The following is a 24441-nucleotide window of genomic DNA, read 5'->3' as shown; positions in this document are numbered from 1 at the left end:
CTTTTCACGTTTCACGGAGAGGTCACTGCATGTCTTCCTCCGCTCCGCGCTTCGGCGTCAACTACACGCCGACCCACGGGTGGTTCCACCACTGGCTGGACTTCGATCTCGACGAGGTGCGGGCCGATCTCGACTCTCTCGCCGCCCTCGGTCTGGACCACCTCCGCGTCTTCCCCCTCTGGCCCGTCTTCCAGCCCAACCGCACCTTCGTGCGGCCGCGCGCGGTCGAACAGCTCGTGCAGCTGGTGGACGCGGCCGGGGAGCGGGGGCTGGACGTCGCCGTGGACGGGCTGCAAGGGCACCTGTCCAGCTTCGACTTCGTCCCGTCCTGGACCACCACCTGGCACCGGCGGAACATCTTCACCCACCCCGACATCGTCGAGGCGCAGGCCGCCTACCTGTCCGCCCTCGCCTCCGCACTGTCCGACCGGCCGAACTTCCTCGGCATGACGGTCGGCAACGAGGTCAACCAGTTCTCCGGAGCGCCGCACCCCGACCCCGACCGCATCGACAGCGAGCAGGCCGGGAGTTGGCTGCGCCGGATGCTGGACGCGTGCGAGAAGGGCGCACCCGGGCGGTCACATGTGCACGCCTCGTACGACGTCGCCTGGTACGACGACGACCACCCCTTCACGCCGGCGCACTCGGCCCGGCTCGGGGCCATGACGGCCGTGCACTCCTGGGTGTTCGACGGAACGGCGCAGCGGTACGGGCCGGACGGTGTGCACACGGAGCAGCACGCGGCCTATCTGATCGAGCTGTCGAAGGCGTGGGCCGAGGAGGTGCACCGTCCGGTGTGGCTGCAGGAGGTCGGTGCGCCTGCGCCGCACATTCCGCCCGAGCGGGCGGCTGCGTTCACTGACGCGACGGTGGCCGCCGCACTGGACTGCCCGGACCTGTGGGGCATCACGTGGTGGTGTTCGCACGACGTGGACCGGAGGCTGGCGGACTTCCCCGAACTGGAATACGGACTCGGGCTGTTGACCAACGACCGGCGGGTCAAGCCGGCCGGGGAGGCGGTGGCGCGCTGGGCAGCGCGGCCGCGCCGTGCGGCGGCGCCGCGGAGGGTCGGGCTGGTGCTGGATGCGGGGGATGTGGAGGGGGCGCCGTTGCGGGCGCAGTGTGCGCCTGGCGGGGCGTATTTCGAGGCGTGGATGCGGCTTGCCTCCGGCGGGGAGTGGCCGGCTTCGGTGCTGGTTCAGCGGGTGGGGGATGCGGGGTATTTGGCGGCGCGGGGGGTTGAGGAAGTGGTGGGGGTGCGAGATGTGTGAGGGGTGCCCCGGTCCCGCCCTTTCGGTCACCCGGCGCTCGCTCCTTGCGGGTCTCGGCGCCTTCCTCCTGCCCACCGCCACCGCCACTGCCCCCGACCTCCAGCCCCACGCCTCCTACTGGTACCCGGAAGACCTCCTCCACTGGCGCCCCGAACGCGACCGCGACCTCCCCTTCAACCGCTCCACCGTTCCGCTCGCCCCGCGGTTCGCCCCGCCGCCCGCCAACCGCACCGCCCGCAGCGGGCAGGCCCGTGTCTCCGCGCTCGTCTCCTTCGCGCCCACCTCCGGCAATCCCTCGCAGGGGTCCGGTACCGCCGACTTCTACGCGCTCTCTAACTGGGCCTATCTCGACGAACTGGTCTTCTGGGGCGGCTCGTCCGGTGAAGGGCTGATCCTCGCGCCCAACGCGCCCGTCGTCGACGCCGCCCACCGCAACGGGGTGCCCGTGCTGGGGACCGTGTTCCTGCCGCCCGTCGCCTACGGCGGGAAGCTGCAGTGGACGCGGGACCTCGTGCAGCGCGATGCGCGCGGGGGGTTTCCCGTTGCCGACCGGCTGATCCGGGTCGCGCGCACGTACGGCTTCGACGGCTGGTTCCTCAACGCCGAGACCGGAGGGGGCGACGCCCGGCTCGGCGCGGACATGCGGGACTTCGTGGCGCATCTGCACGCACACGGCAGGGGGCTCCGCGTGACCTGGTACGACGCCATGGTGGCCTCCGGCGACATCGACTGGCAGAACCGACTGGACGACAGCAACGCCGCCTTCTTCGACGCCGCCGGCACCATGTTCGTCAACTTCGGCTGGAACAAGGACGGTCTGCTCTCCTCCGCCCGGCGGGCCGCCACCATGCGGCGCAGTCCGTACGAGCTGTGGGCCGGCGTGGACGTCGAGGCCAACGGCTGGGACACGCACGTCGACTGGGACGCCGTCGTGCCGTCCGACCGGCCGCACGTCGCCTCGTTCGGTTTCTACCGTCCCGAGTGGACGTGGAAGAGTCTCCCGTCCGGCCGGCGCTCCCCTGCCGACTTCCACGCGCGTGACGACCGCTTCTGGTCCGGTGCCTCCCTGGACCCCTCGCGCCCCGCTGCCGGACCGTGGCGGCCGCCCGCCGCCTCCGTAGCCGACCGGTCGGCCGTGACCGCGCTGCCCTTCGCGACGACGTTCAACACGGGCCACGGGCTGGGCTGGTACGAGCGGGGTCGCCGGATCTCCGACGCGCCCTGGAACCACCTCGGTCTCCAGGACCGGCTGCCGGGCCGCCGCTGGGTCGTGCGCACGGACGGTGCCCGGCCGGACGTGGCCTTCGACTTCGCCGACGCGTGGCACGGCGGCAGCAGTCTGCTCGTGGCCGGTCCGCTCACCGACCCGGCGACGGTCGGGCTGTACGACGTGCGGCTTCCGGTGTCGGCGGCCACGGTCGTCGAGCTGACGCACCACAGCGCGGAGGCGGTGCACGTGGAACTGGCGGTCACCGCCGACCGGCGGACCCGTTTCCTGTCCGCCGGCACTCTCCACGGACACGGCTGGCGCACCACCGTCCTGTCCCTCGGCGCGCTCGCCGGACGGACTCTCGACGCCCTCGGCATCCGGCTCACCGTGCCCGGCCGCGGCGGAACCGTGCGGTGGCGGCTGGGCCGGCTGGCCGTACGCGACGCCGTCGCCCCGGCCCCTGCCCGGCCGCGCGCCCTGCACGTCATCGCCGCACGGCCGGACGGCAGTACAGCGGCCGCCCTGCGGCTGGCGTGGCAGGCGGCGCCGGGGCCCGTGCGCCACTACGAGCTGCGGCAGGCGCTCCCGGGCGGCGGGTTCCGCTTCCTCGGCGGCACCTGTGGGCATGCCTACTACGTTCCGGCGCTGCGGCGCACGGCCGGCGAGGCGGCCACGCGCATCGAGGTGCGCGCCGTGGACGAGCTGTACGCCGCCTCGGTCCCTGCTCACGTCACCCATCGCTGGCCGACCTCCCGGTAAGGACACCCGATGCACAACGACCGCAGCATCACCGAAGCCCGTCTGAAGCGGGTGCTGGACGAACGCATCCGCCCGGCCGTCCACCCCGAGTCGGTGCCGCTGGACGTGTCCGTGTGGAACGCTCCGGGCGAGCCCGTCCCCGTCGCGGAGGGGCTGGCGGCCCCGCGCACGCCGGTCGCGGCGGGGGCCGCCTGGGGGCCGCCCTGGGGCACCAGCTGGTTCACGGTGGCGGGGTCCGTGCCGCGGGAGTGGGCGGGCCGCACCGTGGAGGCCCTCCTCGACCTGGGCTTCGACGACAACATGCCGGGCTTCCAGTGCGAGGGGCTCGTCTACCGGCCGGACGGCTCGCCGGTCAAGGGCCTGAACCCGCGCAACCAGTGGGTGCGCATCAGCGACCGTGCCCGCGGCGGCGAGCCGGTGCTGTTGCACATCGAGGCCTCGGCCAATCCCGTGATCCTCGACTACCACCCGTTCGTCCCCACCGAGCTGGGCGACCGCGCAACCGCCGACGATGCGCCCCGCTACCGGCTGGCCCGGATGGACCTGGCCGTCCTCGACCGCACGGTGTGGGAGCTCGTGCAGGACCTGGAGGTGCTGGACGGTCTGATGCACGAGCTGCCGGAGGACGCACCGCGCCGCTGGGAGATCCTGCGGGCCGTCGAGCGGTCCCTGGACGCCGTCGACCTCCAGGACGTGGGCGGCACGGCGGCCCGGGCCCGCGAGGCGCTCGCGGGCGTGCTGTCCTCCCCCGCGCACGCCTCCGCGCACCGCATCAGTGCCGTGGGGCACGCCCACATCGACTCGGCGTGGCTGTGGCCGCTGCGCGAGACGGTGCGCAAGGTGGCCCGTACGACGGCGAACATGACGGCGCTGCTGGAGGACGAGCCGGAGTTCGTCTACGCGATGTCGCAGGCGCAGCAGTTCGCCTGGGTGAAGGAGCACCGGCCCGAGGTGTACGCGCGCGTGAAGAAGGCCGTCGCGGAGGGGCGTTTCGTGCCGGTCGGGGGCATGTGGGTGGAGTCGGACACGAACATGCCGGGCGCGGAGGCGCTGGCGCGGCAGTTCGTGCACGGGAAGCGGTTCTTCCTGGAGGAGTTCGGGATCGAGACGGAGGAGGTGTGGCTGCCGGACTCGTTCGGCTACTCGGCCGCGCTGCCGCAGCTGGTCCGGCTGTCGGGGTCGAAGTGGTTCCTGACGCAGAAGATCTCCTGGAGCCGCACCAACAAGTTCCCGCACCACACCTTCTGGTGGGAAGGCCTCGACGGCACCCGGGTGTTCACCCACTTCCCGCCGATCGACACCTACAACGCCCAGCTGTCGGGCCGGGAGCTGGCGCATGCGGTGCGCAACTTCCAGGAGAAGGGCGGTGCGACGCGCTCGCTCGCGCCGACCGGGTGGGGCGACGGCGGTGGCGGTACGACGCGGGAGATGCTGGCGCGGGCGAAGCGGCTGGCGGACCTGGAGGGTTCGGCGCGGGTCTGCTTCGAGAAGCCGTCGGTGTTCTTCGAGAAGGCGCACGCGGAGTACGCGGACGCGCCGGTGTGGGCGGGCGAGCTGTATCTGGAGCTGCACCGGGCGACGCTGACCAGTCAGGCCCGTACCAAGCAGGGCAACCGGCGTTCGGAACACCTGCTGCGCGAGGCGGAGCTGTGGGCGGCGACGGCGGCGGTGCGGGCCGGGTTCCCGTATCCGTACGAGCAGTTGGACCGGCTGTGGAAGACCGTGCTGCTGCACCAGTTCCACGACATCCTGCCGGGCACGTCGATCGCGTGGGTGCACCGGGAGGCCGCTGAGACGTATGCCGCGGTGGCGCAGGAGCTGGAGGGGCTGATCGCGGACGCGCTGGCGGTGCTGGCCGGTGAGGAAACGTCTGACGGCACTGTGGTCTTCAACGCGGCTCCGCACGCGCGCGGTGGCGTCGCGGCACTCGGGGCGGCGCCCGCGGGTCCGGCCCCGGCACCGGCCGCCGTGCGGCCGCGCGAGGGCGGCGGTTTCGTGCTGGACAACGGTCTGCTGCGGGTCGGGATCGACGGGCGCGGGCTCGTGGTCTCGGTGTACGACCCGGCGGCGGACCGGGAGGCGATCGCTCCGGGCGCTGCGGCCAATCTGCTGCAACTGCACCAGGACTTCCCGAACATGTGGGACGCGTGGGACGTCGACCACTTCTACAGGAACACGGTGACCGACCTGACGGCCACCGAGTCGCTGCGGGCCGGCGACGACGGGAGCGTGCACGTCGTCCGGGTCTTCGGGAACTCGCGCGTCGAGCAGCGGATCGGCCTGCCGGCCGGGGCGCGCCGGGTGGAGGTGGAGACGGAGGTCGACTGGCACGAGACGGAGAGGTTCCTCAAGGCCGCCTTCCCGCTGGACGTGCATGCCGAACGGATCGCCGCCGAGACCCAGTTCGGCCACCTGTACCGGCCCACGCACACCAACACCAGCTGGGACGCGGCCAAGTTCGAGGCCTGCGCACACCGGTTCGTCCACCTGGAGGAGCCGGGCTGGGGCGTGGCACTGGTCAACGACTCGACCTACGGCTACGACGTGAGCCGCACGGCACGCGGGGCGGGCACGGGGACCACGACGACGGTGCGGCTCTCGCTGCTGCGCGCCCCGCGCTTCCCCGACCCGCGCACCGATCAGGGAGTGCACCGGTTCCGCTACGCGCTGGTGCCGGGCGCCTCCGTCGCGGACGCGGTGCGCGAGGGGTATGCGATCAACCTGCCGGAGCGCCGGGTGCCCGGGGCGGACGAAGTGCCGCCGCTGGTGCGGGTGGAGGGGGACGGCAGGGGTGTGGTGGCCGTGTCGGCGGTGAAGCTGGCGGACGACGGGAGCGGCGATGTCGTCGTCCGCCTCTACGAGTCGCTGGGCGGCCGGGCCCGGGCCCGCCTCGCCGCGGACTTCCCGCTGGGCGCGGTCACGTACTGCGACCTGCTGGAGCGGCCGACGGAGCCGGCGGAGACGGTCGGCGAGGCGGTGCGCCTCGCCTTGCGGCCGTTCGAGATCGTCACGCTTCGGCTGGCGCGGAACGTCGCCCCGTAGGGGCAGCGCCCCTTACGGGGCGCGGCCCACGCGACACAACGGGCTACGGTGACCCGATGACAACGTTCGTGGCGCTGCTGCGCGGCATCAATGTGGGCGGCAAGAAGCGCGTCCCCATGCAGACCCTGCGGGATCTGCTCACCGGCATGGGGTGCGGCTCCGTGCGGACCCATCTCAACAGCGGCAATGCCGTGTTCACGCACCCGGACGCCGGTGCGGAGGCACTGGCCGCCGGGCTGGAGCAGGCCATCGAGCGGGAGCTCGGGATCTCGGTGGCCTGCCTGGTGCGCGAAGCGGGTGAGGTCCGGCGCATCGTCGACGGCAATCCGTTCGCCGGGCAGGAGGTCGATCCGGCGCGGTTCCTGGTGCTCTTCCTGTCCGGTCCGGCCGATCCGGCCACCGTGGCGGACCTCGACCCGGCGGCGTACGTGCCCGAGGAGTTCGCGCTGGGCGAGCGTGCGGTGTATCTGCACTGTGCGGCCGGCATCCGGGACTCGAAGCTGGCCAAGCAGCTCACCGAGCGCCGCCTGGGCACCACCGTCACCGGGCGCAACTGGAACACCGTCACCCGACTCGCCGACATGGCGGAGGATGCCACCGCTTAGCATGCGGGGATGAAGCTGCGCATCCCCGGGAGCCGGCGGCTGCTCGCCGCCGTGAGCGCTGTCGCCGTGCTCGCCGGCATCGGGACCTGGACGGCGGCGGAGGCCGCCGGAAGCGATCCGCCGGTGCACCAGGAGAACCGTTTCCTTGCCATGCCGGGCGCACGGATCGACACCTCCTTCTTCACGTCCGGCGACGTGGACCGCCGCCGGCCGGCCGTGCTCCTCGCCCACGGCTTCGGCGGCAGCAAGGACGACATGCGCGGCGAGGCCGAGCGGCTGGCACGGTCCGGCTACGCGGTGCTGACCTGGTCCGCGCGCGGCTTCGGGCACTCGGGCGGGCGCATCGGTCTCAACGACCCGCAGCACGAGGTCGCCGACGTGAGCCGCCTGATCGACTGGCTCGCCAAGCGGCCCGAGGTCGAGCTGGACGCCCCGGGCGACCCGCGGGTCGGCGTCGCGGGCGCCTCGTACGGCGGCGCCGTCTCCCTGCTCGCCGCCGGGTACGACAAGCGCGTCGACGCCATCGCCCCGCAGATCACCTACTGGAACCTGGCCGACTCGCTCTTCCCGGACGACGTCTACAAGAAGCTCTGGGCAGGGCTCTTCTTCACGACCGGCTCGACCGGTACGGGGATCAAAGCCGGCACCACAGCGCATATGCAGCCCGGCTGCGGCCGGTTCGAGCCCGAGCTGTGCGCGATGTACGAACGCGTGGCCGTCGCCGGCCGGCCGGACGCCGCGGCGCGCGAACTGCTGGAGCGGCGCAGCCCGTCCGCCGTCGCCGGTCGCATCAAGGTGCCCACCCTCCTCGTCCAGGGACAGAGCGACTCGCTCTTCCCCCTCGGCCAGTCCGACGCCGCGGCCGCGGCCATCCGCCGCAACGGCGCGCCCGTGTCCGTCGACTGGATCGCCGGCGGGCACGACGCGGGCTCGACGGAGAACGACCGGACCGAGCAGCGCACGCGCGCGTGGTTCGACCGCTACCTCAAGGGCGACGAGAACACCGACACGGGCCCGGCCTTCCGGGTCAGCCGGACCGGCGGCATCGACACCACCGACGGCAAGGCCCGGCTGCGCGGCGCGAGCAGCAGCCGCTACCCCGGGCTGCACAACGACCCGCGCACGGTGCCGCTGACCGGCCGCGAGCAGTCGTTCGGCAACCCGGCCGGGGCGGCGCCGCCCGCGGTCTCCGCCGTGCCGGGCCTCGGCGCGCTCTCGCAGCTCTCCGGGCTCGGGCTCGGGATGTCCCTGGACTTCCCCGGCCAGTACGCCCGTTTCGACTCCGCGCGGCTGGACGAGAGCGTCCATGTGACCGGCTCGCCGACCGCGAAGGTCAAGGTCTCGTCCGACACCGGGGAGGCCGTCCTCTTCGCCAAGGTCTACGACGTCGGGCCGGACGGGCAGCAGCAGTTGCCCGGGCAGCTCGTCTCCCCGGTCCGGGTCGGCGACGCCCGGCAGGGCAGAACCGTCGACCTGCAGTTGCCGGCCGTGGACCATACCTTCGAGGCGGGGCACCGGATGCGGCTGGTGCTCTCCTCCACGGACCTGGGCTACGCCTCGCCCGCCCAACCGGCCACGTACACCGTCTCCCTGGCCGGCGGCCTGAGCGTGCCGGAGGCGCCCGAGGTGCGGACCGCCTCGGCCGGTCTGCCGTGGTGGACCTGGGCGCTGCCGCTGGGCGGCGTGGCCGTCGCGGTGGGCGTGCTGCTGGCCGGGCGCCGGCGCGACGCCGCGCCCGCGCCCGATCCCGCGCTGGCCGAAGTGCCCCTGCAGATCACCGGGTTGAGCAAGCGCTACGCCCGCTCCGCCGACCGGTATGCGGTGCGCGATCTGGCCTTCCGCGTCGAGCGGGGGCAGGTGCTCGGCCTGCTCGGGCCCAACGGTGCGGGCAAGACCACCACGCTGCGCATGCTCATGGGCCTGATCCGGCCCGACGGCGGCGAGATCCGCGTCTTCGGGCACGCGATCCGGCCGGGTGCGCCCGTGCTGTCCCGGGTCGGGGCGTTCGTGGAGGGCGCCGGCTTCCTGCCGCACCTGTCCGGCCGGGCCAACCTCGACCTGTACTGGCGGGCCACCGGCCGCCCGGCCGAGGACGCCCACGTGGACGAGGCCCTGGAGATCGCCGGCCTCGGCAGTGCGCTGGAGCGTGCCGTGCGCACGTACTCGCAGGGCATGCGGCAGCGACTGGCCATCGCGCAGGCCATGCTGGGGCTGCCGGACCTGCTCATCCTGGACGAGCCGACGAACGGTCTCGACCCGCCGCAGATCCGCGAGATGCGCGAGGTGATGATCCGGTACGCGGCCGCCGGGCGCACGGTCATCGTCTCCAGCCATCTCCTGGCGGAGGTCGAGCAGTCCTGCACGCACCTCGTCGTGATGGACCGCGGGCGGCTGGTCACCGCGGGCCCGGTCGCGGAGATCACCGGCTCCGGCGACACACTGCTGGTCGGCGTCGAGGGCGAACTGTCCGACGCGGCCGTGGAGAAGGTGGCCGCGCTGCCGGGCGTCGCCTCGGCCGTGCGCGACGGCGGCGGCGAGGGGCTGCTGGTGCGGCTCGACGGCGCACGAGCGCCGGAACTGCTGGTGGAACTCGTCCGGCTGGAGATCCCGGTCGCGAGCGTCGGGCCGCACCGGCGGCTGGAGGACGCGTTCCTGACCCTGATCGGAGGCCCGTCATGAGCATCGCACCGCCGGTTGCCGCACCCGGTTACCGGGCGCGGCACACGCTGCCCCTGCGGGTGGAAGCGGCACGGCAGTTGCGGCGGCGCCGCACGCTGGTGGTCGGGGGCGTTCTCGCGGCGCTGCCGTTCGTCCTGATCGCCGCCTTCGCGATCGGGGGGCAGCCGGCCGGGCGCGACGGGCGGGTCACCCTGATGGACACCGCCACGGCGTCCGGGGTGAACTTCGCCGCGACGTGCCTGTTCGTCTCGGCGGGCTTCCTGCTGGTGGTGCCGGTGGCGCTGTTCTGCGGCGACACGGTGGCGTCGGAGGCGAGCTGGTCGTCGCTGCGGTACCTGCTGGCCGCGCCGGTGCCGCGGGGGCGGCTGCTGGTGAGCAAGCTGACCGTGGCGCTGGCGTTCAGCGCGGCCGCGATGGTGCTGCTGCCGCTGGTCGCGCTCGTCGCCGGAACGGCGGCGTACGGATGGGGCCCGCTGCGGATCCCTGCCGGGGGCACGCTGGATGCCGGGACGGCGACGTGGCGGCTCGCCGCCGCCGTGGCGTTCGTGTTCGCGGGCCAACTGGTCACGGCCGGGCTGGCGTTCTGGCTGTCGACGGTCACGGATGCGCCGCTGGGCGCCGTGGGCGGGGCGATGGGCCTGACGATCGTGGGCAACGTCCTGGACGCGGTGACCGCGCTGGGGTCGTGGCGCGAGCTGCTGCCGACGCACTGGCAGTTCGCATGGGCGGATCTGCTGCAGCCGCATGCGGAGTGGGGCGGGGTGGTGAAGGGGGTTGCCCTGTCGGCGACTTATGGGGTGGTCCTGGTTGCCCTTGCCTTTCGGCACTTCCGTGCCAAGGATGTCGTGTCCTGACTGATGGGCCCCGTAAGGGGCGCGGGGAACTGCGCGAGCAGCCACGACGCGCCCGCAGGCGAGGAACCCGGGGCTACGCCCCGGACCCCCGAGGTAGTGCGTCAACTGCGGCCCGGTGGGGGCTGGTCGCGCAGTTCCCCGCGCCCCTTACCGGGCGCACCTGGTCGCGCCCACGCGGCGGAGCCGCACATTGCCCTTACGGGGCGCCGGCCCCGTACACCGGCCCCGGGGCCCGCGCCCCCGTCAGCAGCCGGCGCGCAGCGCCCCCCGCCTCCGTCGGTGTCCAGCGCCCGCCCCCGTCCGCCGTCGGCCCCCGCCGCCACCCCTCCATCACCGTGATGCGGCCGCCCTCCGCCTCGAAGACCCGGCCCGTGACGTCCGCCGAAGCCTGTGAACCGAGCCACACCACCAGCGGTGAGACGTCACCCGGTTCCCCGAGCCCGTCCCCGAAAATCCCCTCCGTCATCCGCGTCCGCGCCGCGGGCGCAACCGCGTTGGCCCGTACCCCGTAGCGGGCCAGTTCCGCCGCGGCCACCAGGGTCAACGCCACGATGCCCGCCTTCGCGGCAGCGTAATTGGCCTGGCCCACGCTCCCCAGCAGGCCCGCGCCCGACGTGGTGTTGACGATGCTCGCCCGTACCGCCCGTCCCGCCTTGGATTCCGCGCGCCAGTGGGCCGCCGCGCAGCGCATGGGCAGGAAGTGGCCCTTGAGGTGCACGCGGACGACCGCGTCCCAGTCGTCCTCGCCGAGGCTCACCAGCATGCGGTCCCGCAGGAACCCCGCGTTGTTGACGAGGACGTCCAGGCGGCCGAAGGCGTCCAGGGCGGTGGCGACGAGCGACGCCGCGCCCTCCCCCGTCGCCACGTCCCCGGCGTGGGCCACGGCCTCGCCGCCCCGGTCGCGGATCTCCCGTACGACCTCCCGTGCCGGCTCCGTCGAACTGCCCTCGCCGGCACGGTCCGTTCCCAGGTCGTTCACCACCACGCGGGCCCCCTCCGCCGCGAGTGCCAGCGCGTGAGCGCGGCCGAGGCCGCGGCCGGCGCCGGTGACCACGGCGACCTGTCCGGCGCAGATTCCCGTCATCCGGTCAACTCCCTCGATCGACGTTCGCGGCATCCAGAAAGGCCGGCCTCTCTCCCCCGCCATGGACGAGCAGGCTCGCGCCGGTGATGTAGGCGGCCCGGTCGGAGGCCAGGAAGACGGCCGCCCCGCCCACGTCGTCCGGCTCCGCCAGCCGGCCCGCCGGGACGGTGCGGGCGACGGCGGCGACGCCGTCCTCGTCGCCGTAGTGCAGGTGGGCCGACTCCGTGCGCACCATGCCGAGCACCAGGGTGTTGACGCGCACGGCCGGGGCCCATTCCACCGCCATGCTGCGGGCGAGGTGTTCCAGCCCGGCCTTGGCGGCCCCGTACGCGGCGGTACCGGGTGACGGGCGGGCGCCGCTGACGCTGCCGATCATCAACACCGAGCCGCCGCCCGGCTGTTCCCGCATGATGCGGTGGGCGGCGAGCGAAACGGTCAGCGGTGCCATGAGGTTGAGTTCGACGATGCGGGCGTGTACGGCGGCGTCCGTCGCCCCGAGCGGTCTGTACGGGGTGCCGCCGGCATTGTTCACCAGGACGTCCACCCGGCCCGCCTCCTCGGCGATCCGCCCGAACATCCCGGCCACCGCCTCCGGTCGGCGTACGTCCACCGGCAGGAAGCGGGCCGCACGGCCCGCCGCCGCGACCGGCTCCGCCGGCGGGCGGCGCGCGCAGACGACCACCTGCGCCCCCGCGCGCAGGAACGCGCGGGCGATCCCCGCGCCCACTCCCCGCGTCCCGCCCGTGACGACGGCGACGCGGCCCTCAAGGCCGCATGCTCTGCCCACTCGGCGCCTCCCGCGGCAGGCGGTCCACTGGTACCGTCACCACGATACCTAACAAACGTTTGGTGGAAAGGCAGCCGATGGGCATCTCCACCGCACGTCCCGAACCGGGCATCGCCGTCGTCACCGTGGACTTCCCGCCGGTCAACGCCCTTCCCGTACAGGGCTGGTACGACCTGGCCGACACCGTCCGCCGCACCGGCACCGACCTGCACGTCCGCTGCATCGTCCTCGCCGCCGCCGGGCGCGGCTTCAACGCGGGGGTGGACCTCAAGGAGGTGCACCGCACGCCCGGCCACCGGGCGCTTACCGCCGTCAACCGCGCCTGTGCGGCAGCGTTTTCCGCCGTCTACGAGTGCGAGGTGCCCGTCGTCGCCGCGGTGCACGGCCACTGTCTGGGCGGCGGCATCGGGCTCGTCGGCAACGCGGACGCCGTCGTGGCCTCGGAGGACGCCGTCTTCGGGCTGCCCGAGCTGGACCGCGGCGCGCTCGGCGCCGCCACCCACCTCGCCCGGCTCGTCCCGCAGCACCTGATGCGCACCCTCTTCTACACCGCGCGCACCGTCGGCGCACAGGAGCTGCACCGGCACGGCTCCGTGTGGCAGGTCGTCCCCCGCGGCGAACTGGCCTCGGCAGCCGTCCGACTGGCCCGCGACATCGCCGCCAAGGACGGTTCGCTGCTGCGCCTGGCCAAGGCCGCGCTCAACGGCATCGACCCCGTCGACGTCCGCCGCAGCTACCGCTACGAGCAGGGCTTCACCTTCGAGGCCGCCCTCGACGGGGTCGCCGACCGGCTCCGTGAAACGTTCCTCTCCGGCAAGGAGCGGCCATGACGGGCGACAAACGCATGACGGCGGACGAGGCCGTCTCCCGGCTGGCGAGCGGCATGACGATCGGCATCGGCGGCTGGGGTGCACGGCGCAAGCCGATGGCTCTCGTCCGGGCCCTGCTGCGCTCGGACGTCACCGATCTCACCGTCGTCTCCTACGGCGGCCCGGACGTGGGCCTGCTGGCCGCCGCCGGGAAGATCCGCAAACTCGTGGCGGCGTTCGCCACGCTGGACTCCATCCCGCTCGAACCGCACTTCCGCGCCGCCCGGCAGCGCGGCGCGCTGGAACTGACGGAGCTGGACGAGGCGATGGTGATGTGGGGGCTGACGGCCGCCGCCCACCGGCTGCCGTTCATGCCGGTACGGGCCGGGCTCGGCTCGGACGTGATGCGGGTCAACCCCGGCCTGCGGACCGTCACTTCGCCGTACGCGGACCGCGAGGAGCTCGTCGCCGTGCCCGCCCTCGCCCTGGACGCCGCCCTGGTGCACCTCAACCGGGCGGACGCCTTCGGCAACGCCCAGTACCTCGGTCCGGACCCGTACTTCGACGACCTCTTCTGCGAGGCCGCCCGGGAGGCGTACGTCTCCTGCGAACGCCTCGTCGAGAGCGCCGAGTTCACCGCCGACGGCACGGCCCCGCAGACGCTGCTGGTGCAACGGCACTGCGTCACCGGGGTCATAGAGGCCCCGGGCGGTGCACACTTCACCTCCTGCGTGCCGGACTACGGGCGCGACGAGGCGTTCCAGGCGGCCTACGCCAAGGCGGCCGTAGATCCGGCGGCCTGGCAGGAGTTCACCCGGCGCTTTCTGTCGGGGGATGAGGACGCCTACCGGGCCGCGGTCGCGGAGTTCACCGGGGAGGCCACGTGAGCGGCGGCGCGAGCCGGGCCGAGGTGTGCGTCGTGGCCTGCGCGGAGGCCTGGCGCGGGGACGGGGAGATCCTGGCGAGCCCGATGGGGCGGGTGCCCGCGATCGGCGCCCGGCTGGCGCAACTCACCTTCTCCCCCGGCCTGCTGCTCACCGACGGCGAGGCGCTGCTGACGACCGGGAAGGGGACCCGCGTCGTCGAGGGCTGGCTGCCCTACCGCCGGCACCTGGCCCTGGTCACCGGCGGGCGGCGGCACGTGATGATGGGCGCGAGCCAGCTGGACCGGCACGGGAACCAGAACATCTCCTGCATCGGCGACTGGCGGCGCCCCGACCGGCAGCTGCTCGGGGTGCGCGGTGCGCCCGTCAACACCCTGAATCATCCGGTCAGTTACTGGATTCCGCGGCACTCGCCCCGGGTGCTGGTCGAGCGGGTCGACATGGTCTGCGGCGTCGGCCACGACCGGGCGGCGGCCGCCGGCCCGTCCGCGACCCGCTTCCACTGTCTGCGCCGCGTGGTCACCGACCTGGCCGTCCTGGACTTCGAGACCCCGGACCGCACACTGCGTGTCCGTTCCCTCCACCCGGGCGTCACCGCACAGGACGTGCAGGCGGCGACCGGCTTCCCGCTCGACATCCCCGGCGAGGTTCCGGTCACGCGGCTGCCGACGGACGCCGAACTCCGCCTGATCCGCGAGGTGCTCGACCCGGCGGGGCTGCGCGACCGCGAGGTGCGGCCGTGACCGCCCCCGAGCTGCCGACCGCCCTGACCCGGCTCGTGGGGGTGCGGCACCCGGTCGTGCAGACCGGCATGGGCTGGGTCGCGGGCCCCCGGCTCGTCTCGGCCGTGGCCGAGGCCGGGGCGCTGGGCATCCTCGGCTCGGCGACCATGACGCCGGACGAACTCAGGTCCGCCGTCCGCGAGGTGAAGGCCCGTACGCGGCAGCCGTTCGGGGTCAACCTCCGCGCGGACGCGGGCGACGCGGCGGAACGGGCGGACATCATCGTCGACGAGGGCGTGCGCGTCGCCTCGTTCGCGCTCGCGCCCTCCTGCGGACTGATGGCCCGGCTCAAGGACGCCGGGGTCGTCGTCATCCCGTCCGTCGGCGCCCGGCGGCACGCCGAGAAGGTGGCGGCCTGGGGGGCCGACGCGGTCGTCGTGCAGGGCGCGGAGGGCGGCGGGCACACCGGGGACGTGGCGACGAATGTGCTGCTGCCGCAGGTGGTCGACGCCGTCGACATCCCGGTCGTCGCCGCGGGCGGATTCCGCGACGGCCGCGGGCTCGTCGCGGCGCTCGCGTACGGCGCGGCGGGCATCGCCATGGGCACGCGGTTCCTGCTGACGGCCGACAGCACGGTCCCGGCGCCGGTCAAGGCCGCCTATCTCGGCGCGTCCGTACGGGACGTGACGGTCACGTCCAAGGTCGACGGGCTCCCGCACCGGATGCTGCGCACCCCCTTCGTCACGGAACTGGAGCGCTCGGGCGCGGCCGCCGTGCTGCTGCGGGCCCTGCGGCACGCCGCGTCCTTCCGCAGGCTCTCCGGGCTGGGCTGGGCGGACCTGGTGCGCGACGGCCTGGCCCTGAAGCACGGCAAGGCGCTGGGCTGGGCCCAGGTGCTGCTCGCCGCGAACACGCCGATGCTGCTGAAGGCCGCCATGGTCGACGGGCGGACGGACGTCGGGGTGATGGCCGCCGGCCAGGTCGCCGGGGTGATCGACGACCTGCCCCCGGTGGCCGCCCTGGTCGAGCGGATCATGGCGCAGGCGCAGGCGACTCTGCGAGGCTTGCCCGAGCCGGGATGAGCCGGCACGGATGGAGGCGGTCATGACGGATACGACGGGCTGGGTTGCGGCGCGTACTCTCTGGCAGTCGACCGAACCCCTGCACGCGGTCACCTACTTCGCGCCCGAGGCGCTGGACGCCTTCCGGGAGGCGGGGCTGCGGGGCTGGCGGCGCGGCTACTTCGCGGGCCGGGCCGCACCGTTGGGCCCCGTCGCCCCGGAGCCGGTGACGGCGGCCTTCTTCAACTTCGCGCCGTCCATGGTGGCGCGGGCACTCCCGGAGGTGTGGGGGATCACCCCGCCCGAACGGGCCCTGGAACTGCGCCTGTCGGGCGCCCGGGCCGCCCTGCGGAGGCTGCTGGCCGGCCGGGAGAAGGAGGCGGAGCGGGCGGCGGAGCTGCTGGGGGCGTGCGTGACCGGGCTCGACTGCGCCGGCCGGGTGCTGGCGGCCGCGAACGCGGCGCTCGGCCTGCCGGAGGAGCCGCTGGAGCGGCTGTGGCAGGCGGCGACGGTGCTGCGGGAGCACCGCGGGGACGGGCATGTGGCGGCCCTGGTGGCCGCCGGGCTGGACGGGTGCGAGGTGCTGGTGCTGCGGGCGGGGATCGACCTGCCGCGGTCGGAGCTGCAGCCGTACCGGGGCTGGACGGACGAGGAGTGGGAGGCGGCCGGATCGCGGTTGCGGGAGCGGGGGTTGCTGGGGGCGGACGGGCGGGCCACGGATGCGGGGTGCCGCCTGCAGGCGGCGGTCGAGGAGGCGACGGACCGGGCCGCGGGGCGGGCCGTGCCGGCGGATGCCGGTGAACTGGCAGATGTGCTGGCCCCGTTGGCCGAGGCGTGTGCAGCGGAGCTGCGGTACCCGAACCCGATCGGGCTGGGGCGGTAGCGCCCCGCCCCGTCAGGGGCGCGGGGAACTGCGCGCTCGGCCACGATGCGCCTGCAGTCGGGGTGCTCGGGGCTGCGCCCCGGACCCCCTGGGTGGTGCGTTCGGCTGCGGGCCGGTGGGGGCTTGTCGCGCCCACGCGGCGGAGCCGCATGAAGCAACAGCCCCGCGCCCCTTCGGGGCTCACCCCCTGACGGAGGCTCAACGGCCCTTCGGGCACCACTCGAAGAGCAGGATGGTCGCATCGTCCCGCAACCGATTGCGCTGGTGCTCCAGAATCGCGTGGATGAGCAGCCGCAGCACCTCGGCCGGCTGCTGGCCGGCGGCCGAGAAGCGAATGATGAAGTCGGTGAACTGGTCGAGGCCGAACTCCGCCCCCTCCGCGTCGCGTGCCTCCACGACGCCGTCCGTGTAGAGGAGGACGCGGTCGTGCGGTTCCAGGGTCGTCTCGTGGACTTCCCGTGTGGGGAAGGCGAGTTGACCTACCAGGCCGATCGGCGGCTGCGGGGGGCTGTCGAGTGCCCCGTCGAGCACCCGCTCGGCTCGGATCAGCAGCGGGGGCGGGTGGCCGCAGTTGACCCAGCGCAGCACCCCGGCGGCCGCGTCGAGCCGGCACATCACACCCGTACAGAAGTGGTCCGGCATCCACTGGGCGAGCGCCTGGTCGACGGAACCTACGACCTCGGCCAGGTCGCCGCCGCCGCGGCGGGCGTTCCGCGCCGCCGCCATGGCGACCGACGTGGTCAGGCCCGCGGTCAGGTCGTGGCCCATGGAGTCGAGGATCATGGTGTGCAGCACGTTCTTGACCACCGTGTGGTCGAAGGCGTCACCGGCGACGTCGTAGGCGGGTTCCAGGACCGCGGTCGAGACGCACTTGTTGCTGCCGACGGTGTGGGACGGCAGGAAGGCCCTCAGCATCTCGGCCGGCAGGCCCATGGGCGTGGTGCGGGTGCGGGCGGCGAGCCAGTCGCTGTAGCCGCGCTTGGAGGTGAGCAGCATGGCGAACAGGTGGCCCAGGATCCGGCTGCGCCGCAACCGCACCCCGTCGAGCGAGGCGGTCCGGACCGCGAGCACGCCCAGCCGCTCCGAGCCGTCGACCAGGGGGACCCAGAGGATCAGGCCGCCGTCGGTGTCGGCCACGCGTGGGGATACCGTGCGGTACGCCCAGCCCGCCGACGTGCGGTCCACCTCCAGCGGCTCCGAGTCGTCGTCGAGGGGGATGAGCAGCCGTTGCTGCAGGTCGACGAGGTAGATCAGCGCGGAGCTCAGGCCGAGGGCCGTGGCGCAGCGGTTCGCCAGGCCGGGCAGTTCGAACGGCAGGGTCGTCTGGGCCTCGACGATCAGCTCTTCCAGCCGGTTCTCGTCGACGGCGGCGTCGGGACCGGCGGGGGCGTGCGGTGGGTCCGGCACTGGCACGGGGAATCACCCCTTCCCTGCACCAGTCTCACACCGATCCCGGCCGGTCTCATGTCAGGCGCCGTCGGGCCGGGCCGGCCTCACACCCGCTCCAGGACCGTCACGTTCGCCTGCCCGCCCCCCTCGCACATGGTCTGGAGCCCGAACCGGCCGCCGGTCCGCTCCAGTTCGTGCAGCAGGGTCGTCATCAGCCGGGCCCCCGTCGCCCCCAGCGGGTGTCCCAGGGCGATCGCGCCGCCGTTGACATTGACCCGCGCGGGGTCGGCCCCGGTCTCGCGGAGCCAGGCCAGGACCACCGGGGCGAAGGCCTCGTTGATCTCCACGAGGTCGATGTCGTCCATCGTCAGGCCCGTCTTCTTCAGCGCCCGCGCCGTCGCCGGGATCGGTGCGGTGAGCATCCTGATCGGGTCCTCCCCGCGCACCGACAGGTGGTGGATACGGGCCCGGGGCGTCAACCCGTGTTCTCGCACGGCGCGTTCGCTCGCGACGAGCAGTGCGGCCGCGCCGTCCGAGACCTGGGAGGAGACGGCCGCGGTCAGCAGTCCGCCGGGGAGCACCGGCTTCAGGGCGGCCATCTTCTCCAGGGATGTGTCCCGGCGCGGGCCCTCGTCCGCCGTCACGTCCCCGTACGCCGCCGTCTCGCGGGCGAAGCGGCCCTCGTCGAGGGCGCGGACCGCGCGCTCGTGGGAGCCCAGCGCGTACTCCTCCATGGCGTCCCGGGTGATGCCCCACTGCCCGGCGATCGTCTCCGCGCCGTGGAACTGGTCCACGGGCCGGTCGCCGTAGCGGGCCCGCCAGCCCTGCGAGCCGGCGAACGGGCCGCGGTCCAGGCCGAGCGGTTCGGTGGCCCGGCGGGCGGCGTAGCCGATGGGGATCTGCGACATGCTCTGGGTGCCGCCCGCGACGACGAGGTCCTGGGTCCCGGAGAGCACGGCCTGGGCGGCGAAGTGGACGGCCTGCTGGGAGGAGCCGCACTGCCGGTCGACGGTGACGCCGGGCACCTCCTCGGGCAGCCCGGCCGCCAGCCAGCTCGTCCGGGCGATGTCGCCCGCCTGCGGCCCGACCGTGTCGACGCAGCCGAGGACGACGTCGTCGACGGCGGCCGGGTCCACGCCCGTCCGTTCCATCAACGTCTTGAGGACGTGCGCCCCGAGGTCGGCGGGGTGTACGGCGGCGAGGCCCCCGCCCCGCCGCCCGACCGGTGTGCGTACGGCTCCGACGATGAACGCCTCGCTCATGGCGCGCTCCTAAGGTTGTACGGCCAGGCCGTCCAGGACCATCGAGAGGTACTGCCGGGCGATCTCCTCCGGTCCGTGCTCCCCGTCCGGCCGGTACCACGAGGCCGCGACCCACACGGTGTCGCGCAGGAAGCGGTAGGCGAGCCGGGGGTCGAGGTCGGCGCGGAAGACGCCTTCGGCCGCGCCCCGCTCCAGCGTGCCCAGCCAGGCCTGCTCGAACTTCCGCTGCGACGCGGCGAGATAGCCGAAGCGGGGCGAGCCGACGAGGTGCCGCCATTCCTTCTGGTAGACGGCGACGGCGTCGCGGTGCCGGTCGATCTCCCGGAAGGACTCGGTGACGAGGGCCTCCACGGTTTCGCGGGGGCCGAGACCGGCCGCGAGCACGGCGTCGTAGCCGGCCCACAGTTCGTCCAGGAAGACGGAGAGGATCTCGTCCAGCATCGACTCCTTGGAGTCGAAGTGGTAGTAGAGGCTGCCCGCGAGCATGCCCGCCTCGTCGGCGATGCGGCGCACGGTGGTGGCGCGATAGCCGTGTTCGGCGAACACCCGGGCCGCGGTCGCGAGCAGTTCGGTCTTCTTGCTGGTGGGCTTGCTGGTCGGCACGGTGTCATTGTCCGTCACGCGCGCTGGCTGCTGACGGCGACGGTCTCGCCGGTCATGTAGGAGGAGTAGCCGCTGGCGAGGAAGACGATCACGTTGGCGACCTCCCAGGGCTCGGCGGAGCGGGCGAACGCCTCGCGCGCGGTCAGCTCCGCCAGCAGCTCCGGCCCGGTGACCTTGGCGAGGTGCGGGTGGACGGCGAGGCTCGGGGCGACGGCGTTGACACGCACCCCGTAGGCCGCGGCCTCGACGGCGGCGCAGCGGGTGAGCGCCATGACGCCGGCCTTGGCGGCGGCGTAGTGGGCCTGGCCGCGCTGGGCGCGCCAGCCCAGGACCGAGGCGTTGTTGACGACGACGCCGCCGCGTCCGGCGGCCCGCATCCGGCGCAGGGCGGCGCGGGTGCAGCGGAAGGTGCCGTGCAGGGTGACGTCGAGGACGGTGTGCCACTGCTCGTCGCTCATGTCCGCGAGGTCGGAAGTGCCGCCGAGGCCCGCGTTGTTGACGAGGATGTCGAGGGTGCCGTGGCGTTCCTCGGCGTGGTCGAGGAGGGCGGCGACCTGCTCCTCCTGTGTCACGTCGCAGGGCAGGCCGGCCACCTTCTCCTCGCCGAACTGCGCTGCGTAGGCGGCGACCCGGCTGCGCAGCCGGGCCTCGTGGGCGTCGCCGAGCACCACGCGCGCGCCCTCTTCGAGGAAGCGCCTGGCGGTCGCGCCGCCGATGCCGGTGCCGGCCGCGGCGGTGATCACGGCCGTGCGGCCGGCCAGCAGGGCGTGGCCCGGGAGATAGGGCGGAGCACTGGAGCGTGACTCCTCGACGCTGCTCATGGCCGCACGGTAACCTACCAAACACTTGTTAGGGAAGGATGGTTATGACCACTGCCCCGACAGTGCGCTACGAGCGGCTCGGCCCGGTCGCGACGGTCACCATGAACCGCCCCGAGTACCGCAACGCCCAGAATTCCGCGATGACCTACGCCCTCGACGACGCCTTCCGCCGGGCGTCCGCCGACGACGACGTCAAGGTCGTCGTCCTGGCGGGTGCGGGCGAGCACTTCTCCGCGGGCCACGACATCGGCACCCCGGGGCGCGACGCCCATCTGCCGTTCCCGCGCCGGGCCGGACTGTGGTGGGACCACACGGACAAGGAAGGCGCCGAGCAGCGGTTCGCGCGGGAGTCGGAGGTCTATCTGGGCATGTGCCGGCGCTGGCGCGAGCTCCCGAAGCCGGTGGTCGCCTCCGTCCAGGGCGCCTGTGTGGCAGGCGGGTTGATGCTGGCGTGGGTGTGCGACGTGATCGTGGCGAGCGAGGACGCGTTCTTCGCCGACCCGGTGGTGCGCATGGGCATCCCCGGGGTCGAGTACTTCGCCCATCCGTGGGTGATGCCGCCGCGGCTCGCGAAGGAGTTCCTCTTCACCGGCGACCGGATGGGCGCGCGGCGCGCCTACGAGATCGGCATGGTCAACCGCCTCGTCCCGCGCGGGGAACTCGCGTCGGAGACACGGGAGTTGGCGGAGCGCATGGCCCGGATGCCGCGCATGGGCCTCGCGCTGGCCAAGCGGGCGGTCAACCAGGCGGAGGATCTGCAGGGGCTGCACGCGGGGCTGGACGCGGTCTTCGGGCTGCATCACCTGGCGCACGCGCACAACGCGGAGACGTCCTCGGACCCGCTGCGCGGCCTGGACGCGCGGGCCATGAAAGAGGCGTGATGGACCTCGCGTTCACTGCCGGGGAGAGCGCCTTCCGCGCCGAGGCGCGGTCCTGGCTCGCCGCGCACGTCCCGTGCACTCCGCTCCCCTCGCCGGAGACGGCGGACGGCTTCGACCGGCACCGCGCGTGGGAGCGGACCCTCTACGAGGGCGGCTGGTCGGCGGTCTCCTGGCCGGAGGCCTACGGCGGGCGGGGCGGTTCGCTGCTGGAGTGGCTGGTCTTCGAGGAGGAGTACCACGCGGCGGGCGCCCCCGTCCGGGTCTCCCAGAACGGCATCAGCCTCCTCGCCCCCACCCTCCTCGCGCACGGCACCGAGGAGCAGCGCGCCCGCGTCCTGCCGCCGATGGCCCGCGGGGAGACGGTCTGGGCCCAGGCGTGGTCCGAGCCGGAGGCGGGCTCGGACCTGGCCTCGCTGCGCTCCGTCGCCCGCCCGGCCCCGGGCGGCCTGCTGCTGAGCGGGCACAAGACGTGGTCCTCGCGGGCCGCCTTCGCCGACCGCGCCTTCGGACTGTTCCGCAGTCGTCCGGGGGCCGGGCGGCCGCACCAGGGGCTCACATACGCGATGTTCCCGCTCGACGCGGAGGGTGTGACGGTGCGGCCCATCGGCCGCCTCGACGGCCGGCCCGCCTTCGCGGAGCTGTTCCTGGACGAGGTCTTCGTGCCGGACGCGGACGTCATCGGTGCGCCCGGCGACGGCTGGCGGGTGGCGATGAGCACCGCGGGCAGCGAGCGGGGGCTGGCACTGCGCAGCCCGGGCCGGTTCACGGCGGCCGCCCGGCGGCTGGTGGCGCTGTGGCGTGCGGCGGGCGATCCGGGCGACACGGCGCTGCGGGACCGGGTCGCGGACGCGGTGATCCGGGCGCGGGCGTACGAACTGTACGGGTACGGGCGGGCGTCGGGGGACGGGGCCGGTGCGGGGACGGCGGAGTCGAGTCCCGTCAAGGTCTTCTGGTCGGAGCTGGATCTCGCCCTGCACGAGACGGCGCTGGACCTGCTGGGCGCGGACGGCGAACTCGCGGACACGGACTGGGCGGAGGGCTGGACCTTCGCCCTCGCGGGGCCGATCTACGGCGGGACCAACGAGATCCAGCGCGACATCATCGGCGAGCGGCTGCTGGGGCTGCCGAAGGGACGGCGCGGGTGAGGTTCCTGCTGGACGCGGAGCAGAAGGAGTTCGGGCGCACGCTGGACCGGATGCTCACGGCGTCCGGCACCCCGCAGGCCGTCCGGGCCTGGGCACGGGGCGAGTATGGGCCGGGGCTGGCCCTGTGGCAACGGGTTGCGGACGCCGGGGTGTTCGGCCTGGCGGCACCGGAGGCGTACGGCGGATTCGGGCCCCTCCCGGCCGAACTGGCGGTGGCGTTCGTCGAGTTGGGGAGGCACTGCGTGCCGGGCCCGCTGGCCGAGACGGTTGCGGCCACGGTGCTGCTGGCGCACCTGGGCGGGACGGGGCCTGCGCGGGAGTGGGTGCCGCGCGTGTGCGCGGGGCGTGCGCGGGTGACGCTGACCCTGCCGGGCGGGGGCCCGTACGCGCTGGACGCGGAGGCGGCGGACGCGGTGTTCACCGTGACGGGCAGCGGCCTGCTGTCCCTCTCCCCCGGCCACGGTCCGGTGCGGCCCTCGGTCGATCCCGCGCGCCGGCCGGCCCGGCCGGCCGGGGGCGGCACGCTGCTGGCCTCGGGTCCGGCGGTACGGGCGGCGGCCGCGCTCGCGGCCGACTGGGCGGCCTTCGCCACGGCCGCGCAGGCACTGGGCGCGGGGCTCGCCCTGCTGGACCGGACGGTCGCGTACGCGCGGCGGCGGACCCAGTTCGGCGCGCCGATCGGCTCGTTCCAGGCGGTCAAGCACCGGCTGGCGGACGCGTTCACCGGGCTGGAGTTCGCCCGGCCGCTGGTCTTCGGGGCCGCAGTGGCGCTGGCGGCGGGGTCGCCCACCGCGCGGGCCGAGGTGGCGGCGGCCAAGGCGGCGTCCTGTGACGCGGCCTATACGGCGGCCCGTACGGCGCTGCAGGTGCACGGGGCGATCGGGTACACGGCGGAGTACGACCTGTCGCTGTGGATCGGCAAGGCGCGGGCGCTGCGGTCGGCGTGGGGCGGCCCGGCGGAGTGCAGGGCCCGCGCCCTGGAGTTGTTCGCGCAGGGGTCCGGGTAGATATTTTTCATGTAAAACACCTGCTAACCTCTTTCCATGGCAAAGCCCCCACGTGTCCGGCCGCTGCCCCTGCGCGGCCTCCTGCGACTGAACCGGCCCGCGGACATCTGGCCCAAGCCCGCCTTCAGCGCGGCCGTCGCCATGGCGGTGCCCGACCTCGTCCTGCTGGCGCTCGGCCGCCTCGACCTGGCGCTCTACACCGCCGCGGGTGCGCTCTGCGCCCTGTACGGACACGACCGGCCCTATGCCGTGCGGGCCCGCACGGTGGCATGGGTGGTGCTGGGGGCGCTGGCCGGCACGGGGGCCGCCCTGACCAGTGCGGCGCTGATCCCGTCGACGGCGGTGCTGGTCCTGCTCGCGGCGCTGACGGCGGCGGTGCACAAGGTGCTGTGCGACGCGACGCGCATCGGCCCGCCGGGCAACATCGTGCTGACCTTCGTCACGTCGACCATGTTCTTCGTGCCCCAGCGGATCGGGGACGTCCCCGCGCACCTGGGCCTGGTCCTCGCCGCGGGCGTCCTGGCCTGGCTGGTGTGCATGGCCCCCGCGCCGGTGCGCCCGCACGGGCCCGAACGCATCGCCGTCGCCCGGGCGTTGGAGGCGGCCGACCGGCTGCTCGGCGCCGAACCGTCCGGCGCCGCCCGGGCCCGGCACGCGGCGGCCGCCGCCTCCGGCGCAGCCCG

20 protein-coding genes and 1 pseudogene are annotated in these 24441 nt (G+C 74.0%); 15 read left to right on the top strand and 6 right to left on the bottom strand.

The features are described 5' to 3' along the window. The first annotated feature begins 29 nt into the window (after positions 1-29). From HG542_RS30480 to HG542_RS30455, 6 genes are read left to right on the top strand one after another with little or no spacing between them, the layout of a single operon-like run. Positions 30-1271, top strand: a complete 1242-nt coding sequence (locus tag HG542_RS30480; protein ID WP_171087135.1) for a glycoside hydrolase 5 family protein — start codon at positions 30-32, stop codon at positions 1269-1271. After that, complete coding sequence (locus tag HG542_RS30475; RefSeq protein WP_171087133.1) at positions 1264-3240, top strand: endo-beta-N-acetylglucosaminidase; 1977 nt, start codon at positions 1264-1266, stop codon at positions 3238-3240. Before HG542_RS30480 ends, HG542_RS30475 begins: the two co-directional genes overlap by 8 nt. Before the next feature lie 9 nt (positions 3241-3249). Then, a complete protein-coding gene (locus HG542_RS30470; RefSeq protein WP_171087131.1) occupies positions 3250-6282 on the top strand; it encodes an alpha-mannosidase in 3033 nt (1010 codons plus the stop codon). A 56-nt stretch (positions 6283-6338) separates the two neighbouring features. Beyond that, positions 6339-6887 carry a DUF1697 domain-containing protein gene (locus HG542_RS30465; protein WP_171087129.1) on the top strand — a complete coding sequence of 183 codons (549 nt, stop codon included), beginning with the start codon at positions 6339-6341 and terminating at the stop codon, positions 6885-6887. Between the two features lie 9 nt (positions 6888-6896). Further along, entirely contained in the window at positions 6897-9566 is a 2670-nt protein-coding gene (locus tag HG542_RS30460) for an alpha/beta fold hydrolase (protein WP_171087127.1), read from the top strand. Continuing rightward, on the top strand, positions 9563-10420 hold the full coding sequence (locus HG542_RS30455) for an ABC transporter permease (RefSeq protein WP_171087125.1): 858 nt from the start codon (positions 9563-9565) through the stop codon (positions 10418-10420). Before HG542_RS30460 ends, HG542_RS30455 begins: the two co-directional genes overlap by 4 nt. A 196-nt stretch (positions 10421-10616) precedes the next feature. On the opposite strand, the gene HG542_RS30450 is transcribed toward HG542_RS30455, so the two are convergent. Together HG542_RS30450 and HG542_RS30445 are read right to left on the bottom strand one after the other, a co-directional pair. Next, complete coding sequence (locus HG542_RS30450) at positions 10617-11504, bottom strand: SDR family oxidoreductase (protein WP_171087123.1); 888 nt, start codon at positions 11502-11504, stop codon at positions 10617-10619. A 4-nt stretch (positions 11505-11508) separates the two neighbouring features. Continuing rightward, positions 11509-12291, bottom strand: coding sequence for an SDR family oxidoreductase (locus HG542_RS30445; RefSeq protein ID WP_171087121.1), 783 nt, complete (start codon positions 12289-12291; stop codon positions 11509-11511). A gap of 77 nt (positions 12292-12368) precedes the next feature. Between HG542_RS30445 and HG542_RS30440 the strand changes: the two genes are divergently transcribed. From HG542_RS30440 to HG542_RS30420, 5 genes are read left to right on the top strand one after another with little or no spacing between them, the layout of a single operon-like run. Next, positions 12369-13121 carry an enoyl-CoA hydratase family protein gene (locus HG542_RS30440; RefSeq protein WP_171087162.1) on the top strand — a complete coding sequence of 251 codons (753 nt, stop codon included), beginning with the start codon at positions 12369-12371 and terminating at the stop codon, positions 13119-13121. Beyond that, the gene (locus HG542_RS30435) at positions 13118-13987 is read left to right on the top strand and encodes a CoA transferase subunit A (RefSeq protein ID WP_171087119.1); all 870 of its coding nucleotides are present in this window, start codon (positions 13118-13120) and stop codon (positions 13985-13987) included. Before HG542_RS30440 ends, HG542_RS30435 begins: the two co-directional genes overlap by 4 nt. Further along, entirely contained in the window at positions 13984-14727 is a 744-nt protein-coding gene (locus HG542_RS30430; RefSeq protein ID WP_171087117.1) for a CoA-transferase subunit beta, read from the top strand. The genes HG542_RS30435 and HG542_RS30430 overlap by 4 nt, the downstream gene beginning before the upstream one ends. Before the next feature lie 11 nt (positions 14728-14738). Further along, on the top strand, positions 14739-15788 hold the full coding sequence (locus HG542_RS30425) for an NAD(P)H-dependent flavin oxidoreductase (RefSeq protein ID WP_171087160.1): 1050 nt from the start codon (positions 14739-14741) through the stop codon (positions 15786-15788). A 10-nt stretch (positions 15789-15798) separates the two neighbouring features. Next, entirely contained in the window at positions 15799-16650 is an 852-nt protein-coding gene (locus HG542_RS30420) for an SCO6745 family protein (RefSeq protein WP_438816707.1), read from the top strand. Between the two features lie 198 nt (positions 16651-16848). On the opposite strand, the gene HG542_RS30415 is transcribed toward HG542_RS30420, so the two are convergent. From HG542_RS30415 to HG542_RS30400, 4 genes are all read right to left on the bottom strand, one after another. After that, positions 16849-18057: a PP2C family protein-serine/threonine phosphatase gene (locus tag HG542_RS30415; protein ID WP_171087154.1), complete on the bottom strand. Its 1209-nt coding sequence runs from the start codon at positions 18055-18057 to the stop codon at positions 16849-16851. A gap of 86 nt (positions 18058-18143) precedes the next feature. Next, positions 18144-19301, bottom strand: coding sequence for an acetyl-CoA C-acetyltransferase (locus HG542_RS30410; RefSeq protein WP_171087113.1), 1158 nt, complete (start codon positions 19299-19301; stop codon positions 18144-18146). A gap of 9 nt (positions 19302-19310) precedes the next feature. Beyond that, positions 19311-19904, bottom strand: a complete 594-nt coding sequence (locus HG542_RS30405; protein WP_229922608.1) for a TetR/AcrR family transcriptional regulator — start codon at positions 19902-19904, stop codon at positions 19311-19313. A gap of 14 nt (positions 19905-19918) precedes the next feature. Further along, on the bottom strand, positions 19919-20725 hold the full coding sequence (locus HG542_RS30400) for an SDR family oxidoreductase (RefSeq protein ID WP_171087110.1): 807 nt from the start codon (positions 20723-20725) through the stop codon (positions 19919-19921). Between the two features lie 44 nt (positions 20726-20769). On the opposite strand from HG542_RS30400, the gene HG542_RS30395 reads away from it, so the two are divergent. From HG542_RS30395 to HG542_RS30380, 4 genes and pseudogenes are all read left to right on the top strand, one after another. Further along, positions 20770-21606 carry an enoyl-CoA hydratase gene (locus HG542_RS30395; protein WP_373313127.1) on the top strand — a complete coding sequence of 279 codons (837 nt, stop codon included), beginning with the start codon at positions 20770-20772 and terminating at the stop codon, positions 21604-21606. After that, on the top strand, positions 21606-22751 hold the full coding sequence (locus HG542_RS30390) for an acyl-CoA dehydrogenase family protein (protein ID WP_171087107.1): 1146 nt from the start codon (positions 21606-21608) through the stop codon (positions 22749-22751). Before HG542_RS30395 ends, HG542_RS30390 begins: the two co-directional genes overlap by 1 nt. Beyond that, positions 22748-23758 carry an acyl-CoA dehydrogenase family protein gene (locus HG542_RS30385; RefSeq protein WP_171087105.1) on the top strand — a complete coding sequence of 337 codons (1011 nt, stop codon included), beginning with the start codon at positions 22748-22750 and terminating at the stop codon, positions 23756-23758. Before HG542_RS30390 ends, HG542_RS30385 begins: the two co-directional genes overlap by 4 nt. A 36-nt stretch (positions 23759-23794) precedes the next feature. Next, a pseudogene (locus HG542_RS30380) lies at positions 23795-24441 on the top strand (FUSC family protein); the annotation flags it as partial.

Origin of the sequence: Streptomyces morookaense, from assembly GCF_013030945.1 — a bacterium.
Taxonomy (GTDB): Bacteria; Actinomycetota; Actinomycetes; order Streptomycetales; family Streptomycetaceae; genus Streptomyces; species Streptomyces morookaensis.
Note: the sequence above shows the minus strand (reverse complement) of the source record. Positions and strands in the feature narration are given on the sequence as shown.

Coding starts and splice junctions, on each gene's coding strand:
- HG542_RS30480 (WP_171087135.1), top strand. CDS start 30: ATGTCTTCCTCCGCTCCGCGCTTCGGCGTCAACTACACGCCGACCCAC.
- HG542_RS30475 (WP_171087133.1), top strand. CDS start 1,264: ATGTGTGAGGGGTGCCCCGGTCCCGCCCTTTCGGTCACCCGGCGCTCG.
- HG542_RS30470 (WP_171087131.1), top strand. CDS start 3,250: ATGCACAACGACCGCAGCATCACCGAAGCCCGTCTGAAGCGGGTGCTG.
- HG542_RS30465 (WP_171087129.1), top strand. CDS start 6,339: ATGACAACGTTCGTGGCGCTGCTGCGCGGCATCAATGTGGGCGGCAAG.
- HG542_RS30460 (WP_171087127.1), top strand. CDS start 6,897: ATGAAGCTGCGCATCCCCGGGAGCCGGCGGCTGCTCGCCGCCGTGAGC.
- HG542_RS30455 (WP_171087125.1), top strand. CDS start 9,563: ATGAGCATCGCACCGCCGGTTGCCGCACCCGGTTACCGGGCGCGGCAC.
- HG542_RS30450 (WP_171087123.1), bottom strand. CDS start 11,504: ATGACGGGAATCTGCGCCGGACAGGTCGCCGTGGTCACCGGCGCCGGC.
- HG542_RS30440 (WP_171087162.1), top strand. CDS start 12,369: ATGGGCATCTCCACCGCACGTCCCGAACCGGGCATCGCCGTCGTCACC.
- HG542_RS30435 (WP_171087119.1), top strand. CDS start 13,118: ATGACGGGCGACAAACGCATGACGGCGGACGAGGCCGTCTCCCGGCTG.
- HG542_RS30420 (WP_438816707.1), top strand. CDS start 15,799: ATGGAGGCGGTCATGACGGATACGACGGGCTGGGTTGCGGCGCGTACT.
- HG542_RS30410 (WP_171087113.1), bottom strand. CDS start 19,301: ATGAGCGAGGCGTTCATCGTCGGAGCCGTACGCACACCGGTCGGGCGG.
- HG542_RS30400 (WP_171087110.1), bottom strand. CDS start 20,725: ATGAGCAGCGTCGAGGAGTCACGCTCCAGTGCTCCGCCCTATCTCCCG.
- HG542_RS30395 (WP_373313127.1), top strand. CDS start 20,770: ATGACCACTGCCCCGACAGTGCGCTACGAGCGGCTCGGCCCGGTCGCG.
- HG542_RS30390 (WP_171087107.1), top strand. CDS start 21,606: ATGGACCTCGCGTTCACTGCCGGGGAGAGCGCCTTCCGCGCCGAGGCG.